General features: G+C 61.1%; 20 protein-coding genes. 4 read left to right on the top strand and 16 right to left on the bottom strand.

Annotated features, from left to right (window positions below; all coding sequences use genetic code 11):
- The first annotated feature begins 8 nt into the window (after positions 1–8).
- From H096_RS15000 to H096_RS14985, 4 genes are all read left to right on the top strand, one after another.
- Positions 9–686: a heavy metal response regulator transcription factor gene (locus H096_RS15000; protein ID WP_033899495.1), complete on the top strand. Its 678-nt coding sequence runs from the start codon at positions 9–11 to the stop codon at positions 684–686.
- Positions 676–2,040: a heavy metal sensor histidine kinase gene (locus H096_RS14995; protein WP_033899492.1), complete on the top strand. Its 1,365-nt coding sequence runs from the start codon at positions 676–678 to the stop codon at positions 2,038–2,040. The genes H096_RS15000 and H096_RS14995 overlap by 11 nt, the downstream gene beginning before the upstream one ends.
- 263 nt (positions 2,041–2,303) lie before the next feature.
- Positions 2,304–3,626 (top strand): OprD family porin, encoded by a 1,323-nt coding sequence (locus H096_RS14990; protein ID WP_033899488.1) that lies wholly within the window; start codon positions 2,304–2,306, stop codon positions 3,624–3,626.
- Between the two features lie 86 nt (positions 3,627–3,712).
- Positions 3,713–5,209 carry a sensor domain-containing diguanylate cyclase gene (locus H096_RS14985; RefSeq protein WP_033899485.1) on the top strand — a complete coding sequence of 499 codons (1,497 nt, stop codon included), beginning with the start codon at positions 3,713–3,715 and terminating at the stop codon, positions 5,207–5,209.
- Between the two features lie 52 nt (positions 5,210–5,261).
- On the opposite strand, the gene lpxC is transcribed toward H096_RS14985, so the two are convergent.
- The 16 genes from lpxC to mraZ form a co-directional block, all read right to left on the bottom strand.
- Entirely contained in the window at positions 5,262–6,173 is a 912-nt protein-coding gene (gene lpxC, locus H096_RS14980) for a UDP-3-O-acyl-N-acetylglucosamine deacetylase (protein WP_003171886.1), read from the bottom strand.
- 112 nt (positions 6,174–6,285) lie between these two features.
- Positions 6,286–7,491 (bottom strand): cell division protein FtsZ, encoded by a 1,206-nt coding sequence (gene ftsZ, locus H096_RS14975; protein WP_016974964.1) that lies wholly within the window; start codon positions 7,489–7,491, stop codon positions 6,286–6,288.
- 64 nt (positions 7,492–7,555) lie between these two features.
- Positions 7,556–8,818 (bottom strand): cell division protein FtsA, encoded by a 1,263-nt coding sequence (gene ftsA, locus H096_RS14970; protein ID WP_010213031.1) that lies wholly within the window; start codon positions 8,816–8,818, stop codon positions 7,556–7,558.
- Between the two features lie 15 nt (positions 8,819–8,833).
- Positions 8,834–9,703 (bottom strand): cell division protein FtsQ/DivIB, encoded by an 870-nt coding sequence (locus H096_RS14965; RefSeq protein WP_033899483.1) that lies wholly within the window; start codon positions 9,701–9,703, stop codon positions 8,834–8,836.
- Between the two features lie 4 nt (positions 9,704–9,707).
- Complete coding sequence (locus H096_RS14960) at positions 9,708–10,664, bottom strand: D-alanine--D-alanine ligase (protein WP_033899481.1); 957 nt, start codon at positions 10,662–10,664, stop codon at positions 9,708–9,710.
- Positions 10,661–12,106 carry a UDP-N-acetylmuramate--L-alanine ligase gene (gene murC, locus H096_RS14955; protein WP_033899480.1) on the bottom strand — a complete coding sequence of 482 codons (1,446 nt, stop codon included), beginning with the start codon at positions 12,104–12,106 and terminating at the stop codon, positions 10,661–10,663. Before murC ends, H096_RS14960 begins: the two co-directional genes overlap by 4 nt.
- Positions 12,099–13,169 (bottom strand): undecaprenyldiphospho-muramoylpentapeptide beta-N-acetylglucosaminyltransferase, encoded by a 1,071-nt coding sequence (gene murG, locus H096_RS14950; RefSeq protein WP_033899478.1) that lies wholly within the window; start codon positions 13,167–13,169, stop codon positions 12,099–12,101. The genes murC and murG overlap by 8 nt, the downstream gene beginning before the upstream one ends.
- A complete protein-coding gene (ftsW, locus tag H096_RS14945; RefSeq protein ID WP_167351279.1) occupies positions 13,159–14,370 on the bottom strand; it encodes a putative lipid II flippase FtsW in 1,212 nt (403 codons plus the stop codon). The genes murG and ftsW overlap by 11 nt, the downstream gene beginning before the upstream one ends.
- Positions 14,371–14,378: 8 nt before the next feature.
- Positions 14,379–15,725, bottom strand: a complete 1,347-nt coding sequence (gene murD, locus H096_RS14940; protein WP_033899473.1) for a UDP-N-acetylmuramoyl-L-alanine--D-glutamate ligase — start codon at positions 15,723–15,725, stop codon at positions 14,379–14,381.
- A 6-nt stretch (positions 15,726–15,731) separates the two neighbouring features.
- The gene (gene mraY, locus H096_RS14935; RefSeq protein ID WP_033899470.1) at positions 15,732–16,814 is read right to left on the bottom strand and encodes a phospho-N-acetylmuramoyl-pentapeptide-transferase; all 1,083 of its coding nucleotides are present in this window, start codon (positions 16,812–16,814) and stop codon (positions 15,732–15,734) included.
- Entirely contained in the window at positions 16,814–18,184 is a 1,371-nt protein-coding gene (gene murF, locus H096_RS14930; RefSeq protein WP_033899467.1) for a UDP-N-acetylmuramoyl-tripeptide--D-alanyl-D-alanine ligase, read from the bottom strand. Before murF ends, mraY begins: the two co-directional genes overlap by 1 nt.
- On the bottom strand, positions 18,177–19,640 hold the full coding sequence (locus H096_RS14925) for a UDP-N-acetylmuramoyl-L-alanyl-D-glutamate--2,6-diaminopimelate ligase (RefSeq protein WP_033899455.1): 1,464 nt from the start codon (positions 19,638–19,640) through the stop codon (positions 18,177–18,179). The genes murF and H096_RS14925 overlap by 8 nt, the downstream gene beginning before the upstream one ends.
- Entirely contained in the window at positions 19,640–21,382 is a 1,743-nt protein-coding gene (locus H096_RS14920; RefSeq protein ID WP_017738701.1) for a penicillin-binding protein 2, read from the bottom strand. The genes H096_RS14925 and H096_RS14920 overlap by 1 nt, the downstream gene beginning before the upstream one ends.
- Positions 21,382–21,675 (bottom strand): cell division protein FtsL, encoded by a 294-nt coding sequence (ftsL, locus tag H096_RS14915; RefSeq protein WP_016974953.1) that lies wholly within the window; start codon positions 21,673–21,675, stop codon positions 21,382–21,384. The genes H096_RS14920 and ftsL overlap by 1 nt, the downstream gene beginning before the upstream one ends.
- Positions 21,672–22,613 (bottom strand): 16S rRNA (cytosine(1402)-N(4))-methyltransferase RsmH, encoded by a 942-nt coding sequence (gene rsmH / locus H096_RS14910; protein WP_085984516.1) that lies wholly within the window; start codon positions 22,611–22,613, stop codon positions 21,672–21,674. Before rsmH ends, ftsL begins: the two co-directional genes overlap by 4 nt.
- A 2-nt stretch (positions 22,614–22,615) precedes the next feature.
- Positions 22,616–23,071, bottom strand: a complete 456-nt coding sequence (gene mraZ / locus H096_RS14905) for a division/cell wall cluster transcriptional repressor MraZ (protein WP_003171868.1) — start codon at positions 23,069–23,071, stop codon at positions 22,616–22,618.
- Between the last annotated feature and the right edge of the window lie 123 nt (positions 23,072–23,194).

Below are 23,194 nucleotides of genomic sequence, written 5' to 3'. Positions count from 1 at the left end.
AAAGGCTCATGCGCGTCCTGATTATTGAAGATGAAGAAAAAACCGCGGATTACCTGCATCGCGGCCTGACAGAGCAAGGCTACACCGTCGACGTGGCGCGCGAAGGCGTCGAAGGCTTGCACCTTGCGCTGGAAAACGACTACGCGGTAATCGTGCTCGACGTGATGCTGCCCGGCCTCGATGGCTTTGGCGTGTTGCGAGCGCTGCGTGCGCGCAAGCAGACACCGGTGATCATGCTGACTGCCCGCGAACGCGTCGAGGACCGCATCCGTGGCCTGCGCGAGGGCGCCGACGACTACCTGGGCAAGCCGTTTTCCTTCCTGGAACTGGTGGCCCGCCTGCAAGCCCTGACCCGCCGAAGCGGTGGGCATGAACCGGTGCAGGTGACCGTCGCGGACCTGTGGATCGACCTGATCAGCCGCAAGGCCAGCCGCAACGGCCTGCGCCTGGACCTGACTGCCAAGGAGTTCTCGCTGCTCAGCGTATTGGCGCGGCGCCAAGGCGAAATCCTGTCCAAGACCGCGATTGCGGAAATGGTCTGGGACATCAATTTCGACAGCGACGCCAACGTGGTGGAAGTGGCGATCAAGCGCCTGCGCGCCAAGCTCGATGGGCCGTTTGACACCAAACTGCTGCACACCATCCGGGGCATGGGGTATGTGCTGGAGAGTCGTAGTGTCGGCTAACTCCATCGCCCTGCGCCTCAGCAGCCTGTTCACGCTGGTAGCGGCGTTGATCTTCCTGTTGATCGGCGGCGCGCTGTATCAGCAGGTGGACCGCAGCCTGGGTTTGTTGCCGGGCGCCGAGTTGGATGCGCGCTATAGCGTGTTGGAGTCTTCGGTCAACCGCTTCGGCACGCCGGACCATTGGGTGAAGATGCAAGCCAAGCTCAAGTTGCTGGGCGAGGAAGACAAACGCATCCGTTTCTGGGTGGTAAGCAGTGATCCGAACTACGAATACGGCAACCCCGATGCGCAGATCCGCGCCTTTGCCGAGGGGCCGACGGGCAAGCGCGACTTGCGCTTGCCGGGGCGCAAATACCCGTTCAAGGTGCTGGTGAGCCAGTTCCCGGCCAAGGATCAGCGCCCGCCGCTGCGTTTCATGATCGCCATCGATACCGAGAATTTCCGGGCCACCCAGCACCACCTGTTGGTCGCGTTGGTCAGCCTGGCGCTGGTGGGTGTGGTGCTGGCGTCATTACTGGGTTTCTGGGTCGCCCGTATCGGCCTCAAGCCGTTGGGCAAGCTCTCGGATGAGGCACAGAAACTCGCACCACCCAAGCTCTCCGGTCGTCTGCAGCTGTCGCCGTTGCCGCCGGAACTGAGCCAGTTCGTCAACTCGTTCAACTCCACCCTGGATCGCGTCGAGCAGGCCTATTCGCGCCTGGAATCGTTCAACGCCGATGTGGCCCACGAACTGCGCTCGCCGCTGACCAACCTGATCGGCCAGACCCAGGTCGCCCTGACCCGCGGGCGTTCGGCCGAGCATTACTTCGAAGTGCTGCAATCCAACCTCGAAGAACTGGAGCGCCTGCGTTCGATCATCAACGACATGCTGTTCCTCGCCAGTGCCGACCAGGGCAGCAAGGCCACCAAGCTGATCGAAAGCTCCCTGGCCGATGAAGTGGCCACCACCCTCGACTACCTGGACTTCATCCTCGAAGACGCCCAGGTCGAGGTGCAGGTACGCGGCGATGCCACGGTGCAGATCGAAAAAGCCCACCTGCGCCGTGCCTTGATCAACCTTTTGAGCAATGCGGTACAACACACCGCGCCCGGACAGGTCATCGTTGTGAACATCGAGGTGCAGGAACACCAGGTGGCCATCGGCGTGACCAACCCCGGTGACGCGATTGCCAGCGAGCATCTGCCGCGCCTGTTCGAACGCTTCTATCGGGTGGACGCGTCGCGCAGCAACAGCGGGGCCAATCACGGCCTGGGACTGGCCATCGTCAAGGCGATTGCCCTGATGCACGGCGGTGATGTGTTCGTGCGCAGCGAGGGCGGTGGGAATACGTTTGGCATCACCCTGCCGGTCTAACCTCTGACTGTTGCGATTTGGGCAACAGTCATTATCTTGTTACACTCTGTATCGTACCGCTCGCCTGCGTTAATTTGACGCATCGATGAGCGCGACGGCAAAGGCAGTCTCCGCTTACCCGAATTCCCCTCGACTTTTTTCCAGGGCTCTACACTGGGAATCTGTCTTAAAGCCGCTGACTTCAGCGGCTTTTTTTTGCCGTAAAAAAGGCCAGGCACACCCACGACATTGGCCGTTTTCGATTGACCAAAGGAGCTCCACCGGTGAAGAACTCGCTGACGTTCACCCCGTTATTCCTCGCGATTGCAGCAACGATTGCCCCGCTTGCCCACGCGGCAGACACCAACCCCGCCGACGGTTTCGTCGAGGGCGCCCACCTCAACATCAACACCCGCAACTACTACATGAACCGCGACCGTCGCGACATTCACACCGATGACAGCAAGGAATGGGGCCAGGGTTTTCTCGGCACCTTCGAGTCCGGTTACACCCAGGGCACGGTCGGTTTCGGCCTGGACGCCCACGCCATGCTCGGCCTCAAACTGGACGGCGGTGGCGGCACCGATGGTTCCAGCATCCTTCCGTACGGCAGTGGCAACGGCAAGGCGCCCGGCTCGTTCTCCACCGCCGGTGGTACCCTGAAAATGCGCGCGTTCGATACCGAACTGAAGGCCGGCGACCTGTTCCTCAACAACCCAGTGATCGCCGGCGGCATGACCCGCATGCTGCCGCAGACCTTCCGCGGTGTGAGCCTGACCAACCACAGCTTCGACGGCTGGATGTTCGAAGGCGGCCAGGCCAGTTTCACCAAGCTCTACAACCAGAGCGGGCATCGCCGCATCGGCACCAGCTACGGCGCTCTGCCAAACAACACCGACAGCCAGCACATGAACTGGGCCGGTGTGTCGTTCAGCGGCATTGAAGGGCTGACCAGCAACCTCTATGCCTCCGAACTCAAGAACGTGTGGAACCAGTACTACTACGACCTGGACTACACCTACGCGCTGAATGACCTGATCAGCCTCAACCCGGGCCTGCACTACTACCACACCCAGGACACCGGTCAGTCCCTGCTCGGGGATATCGACAACAACACCTACAGCCTGCACTTCACCGTCGGCGTGGGAAACCACAGCGTCACAGCCACCTACCAGCGAGTCAACGGAAACACGCCGTTCGACTACATTGCCCAGGGCGACAGCATCTACCTGGATAATTCCCAGCAGTATTCCGATTTCAATGGCCCCAACGAACGCTCGTGGAAGCTGAAGTACGCCTACGACTTCGCCGGCCTCGGCATGCCCGGCTTGACCTCGGCCGTGTCCTACATCAGCGGTAAGACCGACCTGACCAAGGTCGACCCGCAAAGCCGTGGCTACAGCGCCTGGTACAGCGCCGATGGCAAAGATGCCAAGCACTGGGAACGGGATATCGACCTCAAGTACGTGGTACAGGGCGGCAAGGCCAAGGACTTGGCCGTGCGCCTGCAATGGGCGACCAATCGCGGCAGTAACGGCTACTCGGCGGTGGATCGCGACGTGGATGAATACCGGGTGATCGTCGATTACCCGATCAACGTGTTCTGACGGACAGATCTTTCTTTTTAACCAAGTATTTAATTTTCATCGGGTAGAACTAAACTGCCAGCATCCTCACCGCTGAAGTCTGCCCGATGAGTCAATCCAGTTCTCGCACCCTGCCGGCACGCCCGGAGCTGTTTCTGATGCTGGGCAGTGGCCTCACTGTCGTCCTGATTGTGGTGATCGTCGCGGCGCTGCTGATCCGCGAACATGCCAGCACCTTGCAGGCCGCCAAGCGCGCCACCAGCAACATCACCCAACTGATCAATGCCGATGTGCTGCGCAACGTCGAACTCTACGACTTGGCGCTGCAAGGGCTTATCGCTGCCACTACGCGGCAGGACTTGAGCCAGGTTTCGCCGTACATCCGGCATCTGGTGCAGTTTGATCAATCCACAGCGGCCCCCTTCAAAGGTGAAGTGCTGTTACTGGACGCCAACGGTGCGGTGATTGCCGACTCTTCGACGCTGTGGCCGACGCCGCGCAACTTTGCCAATCGCGATTACTTCCAGGCCCATCAACGTACATCCCAGGCCGGGTTGTTCATCAGTCGCCCATTCAAGATCCACTGTGCCTGCGACCAGGTGTGGCGCATTGCATTCAGCCGCCGGGTCTCCGGCCCCAACGGTGAGTTTGCCGGTGTGGCCGTGGCGACCATGCGCTTGGCGTATTTCGATCAACTGTTCAACCGCCTGGCCATCGGCAATGGCAGCTCTGTCAATCTTCTGAATACCCACGGCATCCTCCTGGCCCAGCAGCCCTTGCTGGAACGCGACATGATCGACAAAGACCTGAGCGATCGCCCCAATTTCAAACGCATGCTGCGCGAGGGCGAAGGGAGTTTCCGGGCGATCTCCGCCCTTTCCGGCCAGGAACGCCTGTATACGTTCAGCAACGTCGGTGAGTTGCCGCTGATTGTGGTGGTGGCGCTCTCCGCCGATGACGTATTCGCGCCCTGGCAACGCGCCGCGCTGCTGGTCAGCAGTGCCACCGGCATCCTCTGTGTCGGCTTGCTCTGGCTGACCTGGATGCTGCGCCGGGAACTGCGCCGCCGTTATCGCACCGAGCGCGTGCTGTCAGAACTGGCAGCCACCGACGCGCTCACCGGCCTGGCCAACCGCCGTATCCTGGACGAGCGCCTGCGCCTGGAATGGGACCGCGCGCAACGTTCGACCGAGCCGCTGACGGTGCTGATGATCGATGTGGACCACTTCAAGGCGTTCAACGACCGCCACGGCCATCACGGCGGCGATGAAGCATTACGCACTGTCGCCCAAGTGATCGGTACCAATATCCGCCGCCCGGCCGACCTGGCCGCGCGCTATGGCGGCGAAGAGTTTGCGGTGGTGCTGCCGGTGACCGATGCCAAGGGCGCCTGGGTGATTGCCGAGCATATCCGCAGCGGTATCGAGCACTTGCCGAGGGTGGGAGGAGATGAACAGCCGATTACGGTGAGCATCGGCATGAGCACTTGGGACAAGCGCAGCCGTCAGTCGCTGGAGGCGTTGTTGCTGAGTGCGGATCAGGCGCTCTACGAAGCCAAGCACACCGGGCGTAACCGTATTGTGGATGCGAATAACCAGGCATAAAAAAAGGCCACCCGAAGGCAGCCTTTCAAAACTAAAGAAAGAGAGTTGTTACTTACACCGCCGCAACGGGACGCATGTAAGAGATCGGTGCGGTGCTGGCATCTTCGAAGGTCACGACTTCCCAAGCGTCTGTCTGCTCAATCAACTTGCGCAGCAGCTGGTTGTTAAGGGCGTGGCCCGACTTGAAGCCTTTGAACTCGCCTATCAGGCTATTGCCCAGCAGGTAGAGGTCACCGATTGCATCGAGGATCTTGTGCTTCACGAATTCGTCTTCGTAGCGAAGGCCGTCTTCGTTCAGTACACCATCCGCGTCGACCACAATGGCGTTTTCAACGCTGCCGCCGAGTGCGAGGTTGTGCTTGCGCAGGTACTCGATGTCACTCATGAAACCAAAGGTACGGGCGCGGCTGACTTCTTTTACGAACGAAGTGCTGGAAAAATCCACGCTTGCACTTTGGGTGCGGTCACGGAATACCGGGTGATCGAAATCGATCTCAAAGCTCACTTTAAAGCCTTCGAACGGGACGAAGGTGGCGCGCTTGTCGCCGTCTTCTACTGTCACTTCCCGCAGAATGCGAATGAACTTCTTGGCTGCGTCCTGTTCTTCCAGGCCGGCAGATTGAATCAAGAATACGAAGGGTCCAGCGCTGCCATCCATGATCGGGACTTCGGACGCGGAGAGCTCGACGTAGGCGTTATCGATGCCCAGGCCAGCCATGGCCGAGAGCAAGTGCTCCACCGTGTCCACTTTGACGTCACCGTTGACCAATGTGGTCGACATCGTGGTTTCGCCAACGTTTTCCGCGCGAGCAGGAATCTGCACCACAGGGTCCAGGTCGGCACGAACAAACACGATGCCGGTGTCGACAGGTGCGGGCTTGAGGGTCAGGTATACCTTCTCCCCGGAGTGCAGACCTACACCTGTGGCACGGATAATATTCTTCAGGGTGCGTTGTTTAATCATGGCTTGGACCGCTTGAGCGCAAATTGCGAACTGGTATCAACAAAGGCTGGCGATAATAGCAGACCAGACCTTTGCTGAACACCAATCACCTTCATAGCCCTGATACATTCCATTAATCGGCCTGACGACGCAGGAATGCCGGGATGTCCAGGTAGTCCAGATCATCTTGCGGATTCGGGCTACGGGACGCCGCAGCACCGGCCTGAGCCTGGTTGCGCATCACGGTCGGACGGTCCAGGTCACGGTAGTTCACCGACGGCAGTTCCTGGCGCGAAGGCGCTGGAGCGGCAGCCGCTTGGCTGGCGTGGCTGGCTTGGGCGTTGTGCAGGGTGTTGTCGATCACCTTCACAGGCTTCTCGATTTTTGCACCCAGGCCGGTCGCAACCACGGTCACATGCAGCTCGTCGCGCATGTCCGGATCGATCACGGTGCCGACTTTGACCATCGCGTGTTCGGAAGCGAAGGCTTCGATGATGCTACCCACGTCGGAGTACTCACCCAGGGACAGGTCAGGACCGGCGGTGATGTTCACCAGGATGCCGCGTGCACCTTGCAGGTTCACGTCTTCCAGCAACGGGTTGCGGATGGCCGCTTCAGTGGCTTCACGCGCACGGTTCGGACCGCTGGCGCAGCCAGTGCCCATCATCGCCATGCCCATTTCGCTCATCACGGTACGTACGTCGGCAAAGTCGACGTTGATCATGCCTGGACGCTTGATGATGTCGGAGATACCGCGAACGGCACCGGCCAGCACATCGTCAGCCTTGGCGAAGGCGGACAGCAGGCTGGCGTCCTTGCCCAGGATGGTCAGCAGCTTCTCGTTGGGGATGGTGATCAACGAGTCGACGCTTTCAGACAGCAGACGGATGCCTTCGTCGGCGATCTGCATACGCTTGCGACCTTCGAACGGGAACGGACGGGTCACGACAGCGACCGTCAGAATGCCCATTTCCTTGGCCACTTCGGCGATGATCGGCGCAGCACCGGTACCGGTACCGCCGCCCATGCCGGTGGTGATGAACACCATGTTGGTGCCTTGCAGCACTTCGGCAATACGCTCGCGGTCTTCCAGGGCGGCTTGACGGCCGACTTCCGGATTGGCGCCAGCACCGAGGCCCTTGGTCACGGCTGTGCCCAATTGCAGGATGGTCCGCGCGCCGATGCTTTTCAGCGCCTGGGCATCAGTGTTGGCGCAGATGAATTCAACGCCTTCAATGTTGCTCTTGACCATGTGGTTGACAGCGTTGCCGCCGCCACCGCCGACACCGATTACTTTGATAACCGGGCTTGCGGGGATGTTGTCTACGAGTTCGAACATGTTCCCTCTCCTTTCATTTCTCTAGTTTTTTCGCCTACTGCTTACAACGGTGTCGCGGTAAATCTTAAAAATTGCCTTTGACCCATGCCTGCAACCGCTCGAACAACGGCGCTTTCGCCTCGTCATCGCTGCGGTAGCTGTCACGGTTGCTCGGGCCCGACAGGGAAATGCCGTCGGTCTGCTTTTGCAGCCCGTACAACAGCAAGCCCACACCGGTGGAGTAAATCGGGTTGCGCACCACGTCGCCCAGGCCTTTGACGCCATGGGGCACGCCCAGGCGGACAGGCATGTGGAAGATTTCCTCGGCCAGTTCGACCGCGCCTTCCATCTTCGAGGTGCCACCGGTCAGCACGATGCCGGCCGGGATCAGATCTTCGTAGCCGCTGCGGCGCAGTTCAGCCTGGATCAGGGTGAACAGTTCGTCGTAGCGCGGCTCGACCACTTCGGCCAGGGCCTGGCGCGACAGTTCGCGCGGTGGACGATCGCCCACGCTCGGCACCTTGATGGTTTCGCCGGCACCGGCCAGTTTGGCCAGGGCGCAGGCGTAGCGAATCTTGATTTCTTCGGCGTACTGGGTCGGTGTACGCAGCGCCATGGCGATGTCGTTGGTCACCTGGTCACCGGCAATCGGGATCACGGCAGTGTGACGGATCGCACCCTCGGTGAAGATCGCGATGTCAGTGGTGCCGCCGCCGATGTCGACCAGGCATACGCCCAGTTCTTTTTCGTCGTCAGTCAGTACCGAATAGGCCGAGGCCAACTGCTCAAGAATGATGTCGTCGATTTCCAGGCCGCAGCGGCGCACGCATTTTTCAATGTTCTGTGCGGCGTTGACGGCGCAGGTCACCACGTGGACCTTGGCTTCCAGGCGTACGCCCGACATGCCCAGGGGCTCACGAACGCCTTCCTGGTTGTCGATCACGTAATCCTGCGGCAGCGTGTGCAGCACGCGCTGGTCAGCCGGGATCGCCACGGCCTGGGCGGCGTCGAGCACGCGTTCAAGGTCGGCGGAGCTGACTTCGCGGTCGCGGATCGCCACGATGCCGTGGGAATTCAGGCTGCGGATATGGTTGCCCGCCACGCCAACGAACGCCGAGTGGATCCGGCAACCGGCCATCAGCTGCGCTTCTTCGATGGCGCGCTGGATCGATTGCACGGTGGACTCGATGTTCACCACCACGCCCTTCTTCAGGCCCCGGGACGGATGCGTGCCAATACCGACGATTTCGATAACGCCGTCTTCCCCGACCTCGCCCACCAGCGCCACCACCTTGGAGGTGCCAATGTCGAGACCGACGATCATTTTGCCGCTTTGCACGTTTGCCATGGGTCCTGCCTCTTCTTAATTCTTCGCGACAGCGGGTTGCGCTGCCGTGGGCGCTGCCGGTTCACGCCAGCCGACGGCCAGGCCGTTGGCGTAACGCAGGTCGACGCTCGCAATGTTCGTAATCTGTTCTTTCAAGGTCTTGTCATAGATGGCAATGAAGCGGCGCATCTTTTCCACCAAGCGGTCGCGTCCCAGCAACAACTGGATGCCCGGGCCGGAACTGCCTGCCCCGGTCGTCAAAAACCAGCTACCCCGTTCACGCAGTTCCAGGCGTGCAATGGAGAAGCCCATGGGACGCAGCATCTGGCTCAAGGCCTGGTACTGCTGCATCACTTGTTGCTGCGCCCGCTGCGGCCCGAACAGCTGCGGCAGGTGCTCATAGTTGGCCAGCTCACGCGGGGTGAACGCCTGGCCCTGGTTGTTCAACAGCGCTTCGTCGCCCCAACGGGCCACGGGCAGTTGTTCTTCCAGGCGGATCGTCACCTGGTCCGGCCATACGCGGCGGACTTCGGCGTGCGCGATCCACGGCATCTGCTCCAGCTCCGAGCGCATACCGGCCAGGTCGATGGTAAAGAAGCTCGCCGCCAGGTACGGGCCGATGCGCTGCTGTACCGCTTGCTGGCTGATGTAGCTCAAGTCGCCCTGCACGCTGATCTTGGTGATCGGCCGGTCGGCATACGGCAACAGACGCTGCGCGCCTTCGTAGGTTCCGAAACCCAGCACCACCAGCAACACCGGCCAGAACAGCGCTTTGAGGAAACCAAAGTTGGCTTTCGGCAGGCGCGCCGACATCGGCTCTTTAGCCACCATTCGGCTGGCACCCCGTGGCACCGGCTTGCGGCTCGGTGCTTGGGGGGGCTGATGACGAAGCGATGCGCCTTTCATGTCCTTAGCCTCTTGGCTCAATGCTGTCGGCCAGGATCGCCAGCACCAACTGCTGGAAGTCCAGACCGGCCGCACGGGCTGCCATGGGAACCAGGCTGTGGTCGGTCATGCCCGGTGCGGTGTTGACTTCCAGGAACCAGAAATCCCCTTGGTCATCCTGCATCACGTCTGCCCGTGCCCAACCGGCGATACCCAGCGCCTCACAGGCTTTCGCCGTGAGGTCCATCAATTCCTGTTCTTTGCTTGCGTCAAGGCCGCACGGGATCCGGTACTGGGTATCGGAAGCCAGGTACTTGGCGTCGTAGTCGTAAAAGGTGTGGGGCGTGCCCAATGCGATAGGCGGCAATACCTGGCCACGCAGGGTGGCGATGGTGTACTCGGGACCCTGGATCCACTGTTCCACCAACACTTGCGAATCGTAGGTACTTGCCGCTTTCCATGCGTCGATCAATTCGGCGGCCGAGTTCACTTTAGCCATGCCGATACTGGAGCCTTCATGGGCAGGTTTGACGATCAAAGGCAGGCCCAGTTCCTTGGCTGCAGAAATACAATCGTCTTCGCTGCACAGAACGCTGTGACGCGGGGTGGGAATGCCCAGGCTGTGCCACACCTGCTTGGTGCGCAACTTGTCCATGGCCAATGCCGACGCGAGGATGCCGCTGCCGGTGTAAGGGATGCCAGCGCACTCCAACAGGCCTTGCATGCTGCCGTCTTCACCGCCACGGCCGTGGAGGATGATGAAGGCGCGGTCGATCTTCTCGGCCATAAGGCGAGCGAGGAAATCATCGCCCACGTCGATGCCGAACGCATTCACCCCGGCGCTTTGCAGGGCTTCGAGCACAGCGTTGCCCGACTTGAGCGACACTTCGCGCTCAGCGCTTTTACCGCCGAACAACACCGCGACGCGGCCGAAGTCTGCGGGTGCGATTGTGGAAAACAGGGAGCCGTAGTCGTTGATCATTTCGACTTCCCCTTCGCAGCAGCAAACAGCGGGCTCGCCAGCAACTTAGGCGCAAGACCACCGATATCACCGGCGCCCTGGCACAGCAAAATGTCACCGGCCCGCAGCAGCGGCTTGACGATCGGCGCCAGGTCCACACCACGCTCGATGTAGATCGGGTCCAACTGGCCACGCTGACGGATGCTGTTGCACAGCTTGCGGCTGTCGGCGCCCGGGATCGGTTCTTCACCGGCCGGGTACACCTCCATCAGCAACAGCACGTTGGCATCGGCCAATACATTGACGAAATCGTCGTATAGGTCGCGGGTACGGCTGTAGCGGTGCGGCTGGTAGACCATCACCAGGCGGCGCTCCGGCCAGCCACCGCGCACGGCCTTGATCACGGCAGCGACTTCGGTCGGGTGGTGACCGTAGTCGTCCACCAGCATCACGTCACCGCCGTCTACCGGCAACTGGCCGTAGACCTGGAAGCGACGGCCCACGCCAGCAAAGCGCGACAGGCCTTCGACAATGGCTTCATCGCTGACGCCCTCGTCGGTGGCGATGCAGATAGTCGCCAGGGAATTGAGGACGTTGTGGTTGCCGGGCATGTTCACCGACACATCCAGCGGCTCGCGGTCGGGACGCAGCACGGTGAAGAAGGTTTGCATGCCTTCCTGGCGCACATTGATGGCGCGCACGTCGGCGTCTTCGCTGAAGCCGTAGGTCACGGTAGGACGCTTGACCAGTGGCAGGATTTCGCGCACCACCGGATCGTCCAGGCACACCACGGCCAGACCGTAGAACGGCAGGTTGTGCAGGAACTCGACGAAGGTTTTCTTCAATTTGTTGAAGTCACCGTCGTACGTTGCCATGTGGTCTTCGTCGATATTGGTGACGACGGCGACCAGTGGTTGCAGGTGCAGGAAGCTCGCGTCGCTTTCATCGGCTTCGGCGATCAGGTAACGGCTGGTGCCCAGTTGTGCATTGGTGCCGGCTGCATTCAGGCGGCCACCAATGACGAACGTCGGGTCCAGGCCACCGGCCGCGAACACCGAGGCGATCAGGCTGGTGGTGGTGGTTTTGCCGTGGGTACCGGCGACGGCGATGCCGTGGCGATAACGCATCAACTCAGCCAGCATCTCGGCGCGCGGCACCACGGGAATGCGGCGCTCAAGGGCGGTGGCCACTTCCGGGTTGGAGGTGTTCACGGCGCTGGACACCACCAGCACATCGGCTTCAGCGGCGTTCTCGGCGCGATGGCCGATATAGATCTGTGCACCGAAGGTCTTCAGGCGGTCGGTGACCGGCGACTCTTTCAAGTCGGAGCCGGACACCTGGTAGCCCAGGTTCAGCAACACTTCAGCGATGCCGCACATGCCCACGCCACCGATACCAACGAAGTGGATACGACGGATGCGGCGCATTTCCGGTTGTGGCATGGCTTTCTGATTCTCAACCATGGGCCACCTCCAGGCAGATATCGACCACGGTGCGGGTTGCGTCAGGTTTGGCCAGGCGGCTTGCGGTGCTCGCCATGCTATTGAGTCGTTCCGGTTGCATCAAAACCTCAGTCAGGCGTGCGGCCAAATCGGCGGCGCCAGTCGTTCTTTGCGGCAGCAGGAAGGCAGCGCCCTCCCCGGCCAAATATTCGGCGTTGCGGGTCTGGTGATCGTCGATCGCGTGGGGCAAAGGCACCAGCAAGGACGGCAGACCGGCGGCAGCCAGTTCACTGACAGTCAGCGCACCGGAGCGGCAGACCACCAGGTCGGCCCAGCCATAGGCGTGGGCCATGTCTTTGATGAAGGGCTGTACGTTCGCCTCAACACCCGCTTCGCGATAACGCGTGGCGGTGACTTCACCGTGATCTTTGCCAGCCTGATGGAAGACTTCCGGGCGCAATTCCACAGGGAGTTGCGCCAGGGCTTCCGGCAGCAGTTTGTTCAAAGGCTCGGAGCCCAGGCTGCCGCCCATGACCAGCAGGTGCGGCTTGCGCCCTTGCAGTGCTTCACGGGCGATGCCCATAAACAGTTCGGTACGCACCGGGTTGCCGGTGGTGCGCAGCTTGTCCGAGGCACCAAAGGTTTTCGGAAATGCTTCACACACCCGCGCAGCCAACGGCACCAGCAGACGGTTGGCGGTACCGGCGACGGCGTTCTGCTCGTGCACGATCACCGGCACACCGGCGAGCTTGGCGGCAACACCACCAGGACCGGTCACATACCCACCAAAACCGAGCACACACACCGGCTTCAGTTCACGAATGACTTTGCGCGCCTGCCACACCGCTTTGAGCAACACGAACGGCGCCTTGAGCAGGGACAACTTGCCCTTGCCACGCAGGCCCGTGACGTTGATCAGGTGCAGCGGCAAACCGGCATTCGGCACCAATTCGTTTTCGATGCCACGCGGGGTACCCAACCAGTGCACGGTGTAGCCACGGTTCTGGAATTCGCGCGCACAGGCCAAGGCCGGGAACACATGGCCGCCGGTGCCGCCTGCCATGATCAGCACGTTAGCGCCCATGGGTCGGCTCCTCGGCAAAATCGCTTTCACTGAATTCCATCTCTTCGCTGCCCAAGTGGGTTCGACTCTCCCACTCGATGCGCAGCAACAAGCCCAGGCACGCGCAGCAGATCACCAACGAACTGCCGCCGTAGCTGAGGAACGGCAAGGTCAGGCCCTTGGTCGGCAGCAGGCCGACGTTCACCCCGATGTTGATCAGGAACTGGCCGATCCACAGGAACGACAAGCCGTACGCCACATAAGCAGCGAAATACTGTTTGGCCTTTTCGGCCCACAAGCCGATGTACATGCCGCGTACACACACGAACACGAACAACGCGACGGTGCACAGCGAACCCACCACGCCCAGCTCTTCGGCAAGTACCGAGAACACGAAGTCGGTGTGCGCTTCCGGCAGGTAGAACTGCTTCTGCACACTGTTGCCCAGGCCCACGCCCAGCCACTCGCCGCGACCGAAGGCGATCAACGCCTGGGTCAACTGGTAGCCGGAACCGAACTGGTCGGACCACGGATCGGTAAAGGTGATCAGACGCGCCATCCGGTAGGGTTGCGCCTGTACCAGAATGGTCACGGCCGCCACGGCCAGCACCACCATCAAGGTGAAGCGGAACAGGCCCACGCCGCCAAGGAACAGCATCGCCGCCGCGGCCCCCATCATCACGACGGTGGCGCCGAAGTCGGGCTCCATCAGCAACAGGCCGGCCATCGGCAGCAGAACGATGAAGGGCTTGAAAAAGCCCATCCAGCTTTCGCGCACTTCTTTCTGGCGACGTACCAGGTAACCGGCCAGGTAAATCACCACGAACACCTTGGCGATTTCCGACGGTTGCACGTTGAACGCGCCGAAGCCGATCCAGCGCATCGAACCGTTCACCTCGCGGCCAATGCCGGGCAGGATCACCATGATCAGCAAGCCGAACGCACCGATCAGCATCAGCCAACCCAGGCGTTGCCAGGTGGCGATCGGGATCATCATGGTGACGATGCACGCGCCAAGACCGATCACCAGGTACACCAGGTGACGGATCATCATGTACAGGGTGTTGCCCGACTGCACGGCCGCCACTTCAGACGAAGCCGAGGTGATCATCACCAGGCCCAGGCCCAACAGCGCCAGGCAACCGGCGAGCATCGGGAAGTCAAGGTCGATACCGCGCCCGGTAATGATCGGCGACGGGTACGGCTTGATGATGTTCCGCAAATTGATACTCATGCCAAGGCCTCCACGGCGGCGGCGAACAGCTGGCCGCGCTCTTCGTAGTTCTTGAACATGTCGAAACTGGCGCACGCCGGCGACAGCAACACCGCATCACCCGGCTGGGCCAGCGCTTTGCATTGGGCGATGGCGTTGTCCAGAGAGGTGGCGCGCACTTGTGGCACCGCATCGCCGAGGGCGGCGGCGATCAAATCGGAATCGCGGCCCATCAGCACCACGGCGCGGCAATGCTCGGCGACCGGACCTTTAAGGTCCTTGAAGTCGGCACCCTTGCCGTCGCCACCGGCGATCAGCACCAGCTTGCCTTCGATATCGGCGCCAAGGCCTTCGATAGCCGCCAGGGCCGCACCGACGTTGGTGGCCTTGGAATCGTTGTAATAGCTGACACCGTCGAGATCGCGAACCCACTGGCAGCGATGTTCCAGGCCGCCGAAAGTACGCAGGGCCGACAGCATGGCGTCGAACGGCAGGCCAACGGCATGCCCCAGCGCCAGAGCCGCCAGGGCGTTGGACTGGTTATGGGCGCCACGGATTTTCAGCTCACGCACCGGCATCAGGTTCTGGAATTCGAAGGCCAGGTGTTTCTCGCCGTTCTCTTCGCGAATGCCGAAGGCTTTGAAATCAGGCTTGCTCAGGCCGAAGGTCCAGCATGGCAGGCCCTCGCCCATCAGCGGACGGCTCAAGGCGTCCTGACGGTTGACCACCACTTGCTTGGCGCCCCGGAAGATCCGGTGCTTGGCCAGGTGATAGGCCGGCAGGCCGCTGTAGCGGTCCATGTGGTCTTCGCTGACGTTCAACACGGTGGCCACTTCGGCACCGAGGTCGTGAGTGGTTTCCAGTTGGAAGCTCGACAGTTCCATCACGTACAGCTCGACGTCGTCGCTGAGCAGGTCCAGCGCCGGCGTGCCGAGGTTGCCGCCCACGGCCACGCGCTTGCCGGCCGCAGCCGCCATCTCGCCGACCAGGGTGGTCACGGTGCTTTTTGCGTTGGAACCGCTGATGGCCACGATCGGCGCCTGCGCGTTACGCGCGAACAGATCGATATCGCCCGACAGCTTCACGCCACGGGCGGCGGCGGCTTGCAGGGCCGGGGTCGCGATGGCCAGGCCGGGGCTCACGTAGAGCTCGTCGGCACGGCACAGAAACTCGACATCCAGCTCGCCACAACGCACTTCCACATGCGGGTAGTCACGGCGCAGCGTGACCAGCTCCGGTGGATTTTCCCGCGTATCGGCCACGGCAAACGGCTTGCCCCGGTTCGCCAGGAAGCGAACCAGGGACATGCCGCTCTTGCCGAGGCCGACAACGATGCGGAAGTGGTCTGAAGCGATCAGGGACACTCGTTTCTACCTCAGTTTCAGGGTGGCAAGGCCGATCAGCACCAGAATCACGGTGATGATCCAGAAGCGGACGATCACACGTGGCTCAGGCCAGCCCTTGAGTTCAAAGTGGTGGTGAATCGGCGCCATGCGGAATACGCGGCGCCCGGTCAATTTGAAGGAGGCCACCTGGATGACCACCGACAGGGTCTCCATCACGAACACACCGCCCATGATGAACAGCACGATTTCCTGGCGAACGATCACGGCGATGGTGCCGAGGGCCGCGCCCAGCGCCAGTGCGCCGACGTCACCCATGAAGACTTGTGCGGGATAGGTGTTGAACCACAGGAAGCCCAGGCCGGCACCGATCAGCGCACCGCAGAACACAATTAATTCACCTGCGCCCGGCACATAGGGGATCAGCAGGTATTCAGCGAATTTCACGTTACCCGACAGGTAGCAGAAGATGCCGAGCGCGCCGCCGACCATCACCGTTGGCATGATCGCCAGGCCGTCGAGGCCGTCAGTCAGGTTGACCGCGTTGCTGGAGCCGACGATCACGAAGTAGGTCAGCACCACGAAGCCGATGCCCAGGGGAATGCTGGCGTCCTTGAGCATCGGGATGATCAAAGTGGTTTCCACGGCGCTTGGCGCTGTGGTGTAAAGGAAGATCGCAGCGCCGAGGCCGAACACCGACTGCCAGAAATACTTCCAGCGGCTTGGCAGCCCTTTCGAGTTTTTCTCGATCACTTTGCGGTAGTCATCCACCCAGCCGATGGCGCCAAACAGCAGCGTCACCAACAGAACGGTCCATACATAACGGTTGTGCAGGTCGGCCCACAGCAACGTGCTGATGCCGATGGACGACAGGATCAGCGCGCCGCCCATGGTCGGGGTGCCGGACTTGGACAGGTGCGACTGCGGGCCGTCATTACGAACCGATTGACCAATTTGCAGGTTCTGCAGGGTGCGGATCATCCACGGCCCCAGGAACAGCGACAAACACAACGCGGTCAGCACACCCAGGATCCCGCGCAGGGTCAGGTACTGAAAGACCGCGAAGCCTTTGTGGAACTGTTGCAGATACTCAGCCAGCAGCAGCAGCATTAATGTTTCTCCGTACTTGAGCCACACAAGGCCGCGACGACGTTTTCCATCACCGCGCTGCGCGATCCCTTGATCAAAATGGTTGTGTGTTTATCGTGTTCAGCCGCCGTCAGCGCCTGGATCAGCTCAGCCTGGGTCGCGAAATGGCGAGCGCCGGGGCCAAACACGCTGACAGCGTGAGCCATGTGCGGGCCGACGGCGTAAAGCGCGTCGACTTTGCCAGCGGCATAGGCGCCGACGTCGCGGTGGGACTGTTCGGCCCACTCACCCAGCTCGGCGATATCACCCAGCACCAACACCTTGCGGCCGTCGAAGCTTTTGAGCAGGTCGATGGCGGCGCAGATGGAGGACTGGTTGGCGTTATAGGTGTCGTCGATCACGCGCATGCCGTTGCTGGCCAACTGCGCCACGGTGCGCCCTTTGACCGGCTGCACTGCGCCCAAACCTGTGGCGATACCGAACAGCGACACGCCCAGGGCGTACGCGGCAGCGGCGGCGGCCAAGGCATTGGCGACGTTATGGTTGCCCAGCAGGTTCAGTTGCACGTGTTCATTGCCTTGCGGGGTGTGCAAGGTAAAGGACGGGCAACCCCGCGCATCAACGGTAATGTTGGAGGCGTGGAAATCAGCCGCGGCGTTGAGCACGGCAAACGTCAGGACCTTGCGACCGGCGGCGCGTACACGCCAGGTTTCGAAGGCCTTGTCGTCGAGATTCAACACAGCGGTGCCCGAGGCATCGAGGCCTTCAAGGATTTCACCCTTGGCTTCGACGATTTTCTCCGGGCCACCGAACTCGCCAACGTGGGCGGTACCGGCATTATTGATGATCGCCACGTGGGGCTTGGTCAGCGCCACGGTGTAAGCGATTTCGCCGACGCGCGATGCGCCCAACTCGATCACGGCCGCCGTGTGTTCCGGGGCCAATTCAAGCAGGGTCAACGGAGCGCCGAAATCATTGTTCAGGTTGCCACGGGTCGCGAGAACCGGGCCACGTGTACGCAACACACCGGCGAGCAGTTCCTTGACCGTGGTCTTGCCGCTGGAGCCGGTGATGGCTGCAACAGGCTTGTCAAAGGCCGCACGGTTCAGCGCACCCAGTTGACCCAAGGCCAAGCGAGTATCGGCAACCAGCAGTTGTGGCAGTGTGGAATCCACCACTTCGCGTTGCACCAAGGCGCCGACGGCACCTTTGGCGGCGACGTCATTCAGGTAGTCGTGACCATCAAAACGCGGGCCCGCCAGGGCGACAAACAATTGCCCTGGCTTGATGGCGCGGCTGTCGATACTGACGCCGTCGAAACTGCAATCGCTCGACAACACGCGGGCCGACAAGGCCTCGGTCAGTTCGCTGAATTTCATTGCTTTAAGCATGGGCGACCTCCCAGGCGGTCAAGGCGTGATCGGCCTCGACCAGATCGGAGAAGGCGTGGCGCTCACCGTTGATTTCCTGATAGTCCTCGTGACCTTTACCCGCCAACAGCACCACATCGTCAGCACCAGCGCTGGCGATCAATTGGGCGATGGCTGCACCGCGACCGGCGACAAACGTAGCCTTGGACACGTCTTTGAAGCCGACACGGATGTCGTCGAAAATCTGGCTCGGGTCTTCACTGCGTGGGTTGTCGTCAGTGACGAGCACGCCATCGGCCAGGCGCTCGACAATTTCGGCCATCAACGGGCGTTTGCCGCGATCACGGTCACCGCCGCAACCGAACAGGCACAGCAGCTTGCCTTTGGCGTGCGGGCGCAAAGCCACCAGGACTTTTTCCAGGGCATCCGGCGTGTGGGCGTAGTCGACCACCACCAACGGCTGCTTGCCGCCACCCAGGCGCTGCATGCGACCGACCGGGCCTTCCAGCTTCGGCAGTACACGCAGGATTTCGTCGAGGGCGTAATCCAGACCGAGCAATGCGCCGACGGCCGCCAGGGTGTTGCTCAGGTTGAAGCGACCGAGCAGGCTGCTGCGCAGATGATGTTCGCCCTGCGGCGTCACCAGTGTGGCGCGCACACCTTCGTCATTGAACTGGGCTTCGCGGCAGTACAGGTACGCGCTGGAATCCTCCAGGCTGTAGCTGATCAGGCGCGATTCACGGTCTTCGGCGGCCAGTTGGCGGCCGAATGCGTCATCCAGGTTTACCACGCGGCACTTGAGGTCGTTCCAGGCAAACAGCTTGGCCTTCTCGGCAGCGTAGGCTTCCATGGTGCCGTGGTAGTCGAGGTGATCACGGGACAGGTTGGTCATCACCGCCACATCAAACGCCAACGCAGCAACGCGGCCTTGATGCAAACCGTGGGACGACACTTCCATGGCAACCGCCTTGGCACCGGCCTTTTTCAGGTCGGCCAGAGTCGCTTGCACGGCGATTGGATTCGGCGTGGTGTGCAGGCCGCTTTGCAACGCGCCGTAGAAACCGGTGCCCAGTGTGCCGACGATGCCGCAGTGCTGACCCAGCAGGTCAAGCGCCTGGGCAATCAGTTGAGTCACGCTGGTCTTGCCGTTGGTGCCGGTGACGCCGACCAGATTGACGTGTCGACTCGGATCACCATAAAAACGCCCGGCGATATCCGAAAGTTGCTTGGCCAAACCTTTGACCGGAATCAACGGCACGTCGGTGATCGGCAGCACGGTGGCGCCTTCCACTTCATAAGCCACGGCGGCCGCACCGCGTTGCAACGCATCCGCGATATGCGCGCGGCCATCGAATTTACCGCCAGGCACGGCCAGGAACAGGTCACCGGCACGCACATTACGGCTGTCCAGGCTCAACTCGCGAATCAGTAGATCGCGACCGGCGTGGGCAAAAATCTTGTTCAGGCTAAGAGACATCAGCCGCGCCCTCCATTGGCTTTTACGGCAGCGGCCGGTGGTCCGGCGTTCGCTTGTTGGGTCGGCGGCAGGTTGTCCGGCGTGATGTTCATCAGGCGCAGGGTGCCGGACATCACTTTGCTGAACACCGGCGCCGATACCAGGCCACCGAAGTAACCGGCTTTGCTCGGCTCATCGATCACCACGACGATGGCGTAGCGTGGATCGCTCATCGGGCCGAAACCGGCGAACAGCGAACGGTAGGAGTTTTCGGCGTAGCCCTTGGTGCCCACCGAGGTTTTACGCGCAGTACCCGACTTGCCGGCCACGTGATACGCCGGCACCTGGGCACGGAATACGCCGCGCGGTGCTTCGATCACTTGTTGCAGCATGCCTTGCATGGTCTTGGCGACGTTTTCCGGAATCACCTGAGTAGCTTTAGGTGCTTCGTCGACGTGGATCAGGCTCAGCGGAACCATCCGGCCATTATTCGCCAATACAGAGAAAGCGTGGGCCAGTTGGATCGCCGTCACCGACAGGCCGTAACCGTAGGAAAGCGTGGCGGTCTCGGCCTTTTTCCAGTCGCGATAGTTCGGCAGGTTGCCCACGCGCTCGCCTGGGAAGTCGAGGCCAGTGGGCTGGCCCAGACCGATCTTCTGCGCCAGGTGGTAGATGGTTTCACCGCCGATATCGAAGGCGACCTTACTCATGCCCACGTTACTGGAGTTGATCAGGATACCTGTCAAATCCAGCACCGGACCTTCAGTGCGCGATACGTCACGAATGGTGTATTTGCCCAACTGCAAGGTGCCTGGATACACCTCGACCTTGTCGCTGGGCTTCCAGCGTCCGGTTTCGAGGGCAGCACTCATGGAGATGGCTTTCATGGTCGAACCCGGCTCGAACACGTCGATCATCGCGCGGTTGCGCATCATCGCCGGTTGCAGGTTGCGACGGTTGTTCGGGTTGTAGGTCGGCTGGTTGACCATGGCGAGGATCTCGCCGGTCTTCACGTCCATGATCACCAGGCTGCCGGCCTTGGCGCCGTTTTCGATGATCGCGTTACGCAGCTCGCGGTTGGCCAGGTATTGCAGGCGCAGGTCAATCGACAACGCCAAGGGCTTACCGGCCTTGGCGTTTTTGGTGACTTGGACATCCTTGATCAGTCTGCCACGCCGATCCTTGATGACTTGTCGTTTGCCGGGAACCCCGGCGAGCCATTCATCGTAGGCGAGTTCCACGCCTTCACGGCCATGGTCATCGATGTCGGTGAAGCCGACCATATGCGCAGTGGTTTCACCCGCCGGGTAGAAACGACGGAATTCCTCGATGCCGTAGACACCGGGGACTTTAAGGTCGAGCACTTGCTGGCCTTGTTCAGGGGTCAGCCCGCGAACCAGGTAGATAAACTCTTTATTGGCCTGGGCCTCCAGGCGCTCAGCCAAGGCTTTCGGATCTTGTCCCAACGCAGAGGCAAGGGCCGGCCAACGATCCTTGGCGACCTGCAATTCCTTTGCGTTCGCCCACAGGGTGGTCACCGGGGTACTAACGGCCAAGGGCTCGCCGTTGCGGTCGGTGATCAGGCCACGGTGTGCAGGAATCGGGATATGACGCAAGCTACGGGCGTTACCCTCGCCGATCAGGAAGTCGCGATCGACCACTTGCAGATCGATGATCCGCCAGGCAATCGCACCCACCATCAATGCCAGCAAGCCGAGCATCAGGCGGAAGCGCCAGGGGTAGAGTGCGCCCTCGAGTTTCATCATGGCGCCACCATGCGGACTTCAGCCGCGCCAGGAATGTGCATTTTCAGCTGTTCGGTGGCCAGCACTTCGATACGGCTATGGGCCGTCCAGGTGCTTTGCTCCAGGATCAACCGGCCCCACTCCGCTTGTGCCTTGTCACGCACACTCAGTTCCCCGTACAGGGTATTGAGCAGTTGACGGTTGTAGTGGGCGCTGTAGGACACCGCAATCGCGGAAACCAGCACACCGACAAACAGCAGCATCATAAAGAAGCTGCCGCCCGGGAGGGGCTTGGCAAAAAGCTTGCTCACCGCAGCTTCTCGGCAACGCGCATGACGGCGCTGCGGGAACGTGGGTTGGCCTTGAGTTCGGCTTCGGAAGCGAACTGCGCTTTGCCATGGATTTTGATTTTCGGCACAAAGGCTTCGAAACGCACCGGCAGGTTGCGCGGCAGGTTGTCGGACTCACCCTTGACCAGGCGACGCATGAACAGTTTGACGATACGGTCTTCCAGGGAGTGGAAGCTGATCACGACAAGGCGACCGCCCACTTCCAGCGCCTCGAGGGCAGCCTCAAGGCCGGCCTCCAGGTCACCCAATTCGTTGTTTACGTGAATGCGCAGGCCTTGGAACGCACGGGTCGCCGGGTTCTTGCCTTTTTCCCACGCGGGGTTGGCGACCTTCAGCACTTCGGCCAAGTCGGCGGTGCGTTCGAACGGCTGGATTTCACGGCGCTCGACCACGGCACGGGCCATGCGACCGGCGAAACGCTCTTCACCGTACTCCTTGAACACGCGGGTGATTTCTTCATGGGGCGCAGTCGCAATGAACTCCGCTGCGCTGATGCCCCGAGTCGGGTCCATGCGCATATCGAGCGGGCCATCGTTCATGAAACTGAAGCCGCGCTCCGGGTCGTCGAGCTGTGGCGAAGACACGCCCAGGTCGAGCAAAACCCCGGCCACCTTGCCCGCCATGCCACGTTCGGCGACTTCGGCGCCCAGTTCGGCAAAGCTGCGCTGCACAACGACAAAGCGGCCGTCTTCGGCCGCTAGCGCTTGCCCGGTGGCAATCGCTTGAGGGTCTTTATCAAACCCGAGGAGTTTGCCATCGGACCCGAGCTGGCTGAGTATCAACCGGCTATGCCCGCCCCTGCCGAAGGTGCCATCCAGATAGCAGCCATCCGCGCGTACGGCGAGAGCCTCAACGGCTTCGTCAAGCAGTACGGTGATGTGGTTAAAGCCGCTATCAATAGTCACAGGATCAAATCACGCAGTTCATCAGGCATAGCGCCCGGTTGTTGAATAGCAGCCAGGTCAGCTGCAGAAACAGCATCCCAGGCATCTTCGTCCCACAATTGGAACTTGTTCAGTTGGCCAACCAGCATTGCGCGCTTATCCAGCTTGGCGTACTCGCGCAGACGCGGAGGCACCAGGAAGCGACCGCTGCCATCCAACTCGAGGTCGACGGCGTTACCAATCAGCAAACGCTGCAGGCGACGGTTCTCTTCACGCAATGAAGGCAGGGCGCGCAGTTTGGTTTCAATCAACTCCCACTCATCGAGGGGGTAAACACATAAACAAGGGTCAACGGCATCGATCGTGATGATCAACTGTCCAGAACTTCGCGAAATCAGCTCGTCACGATACCGGCTCGGCATGGCGAGACGGCCTTTTGCATCGAGACTGATAGCGTTAGCTCCGCGAAACACAGATGCGTTTCTCCAAATTTTAGCGTTTTACGTTCAAAAAACCCACTTTGTGCCACTTTCCGCCACTTTCCGCCACTTGCGCACACTATAGGAATGCGCCCACCACACCGTCAAGGCGCGGAT

The organism is Pseudomonas sp. FH1 (assembly GCF_000510895.2).
GTDB classification, from domain to species: domain Bacteria; phylum Pseudomonadota; class Gammaproteobacteria; order Pseudomonadales; family Pseudomonadaceae; genus Aquipseudomonas; species Aquipseudomonas azotoformans_A.
This window is presented reverse-complemented; position numbering and strand designations above follow the sequence as displayed.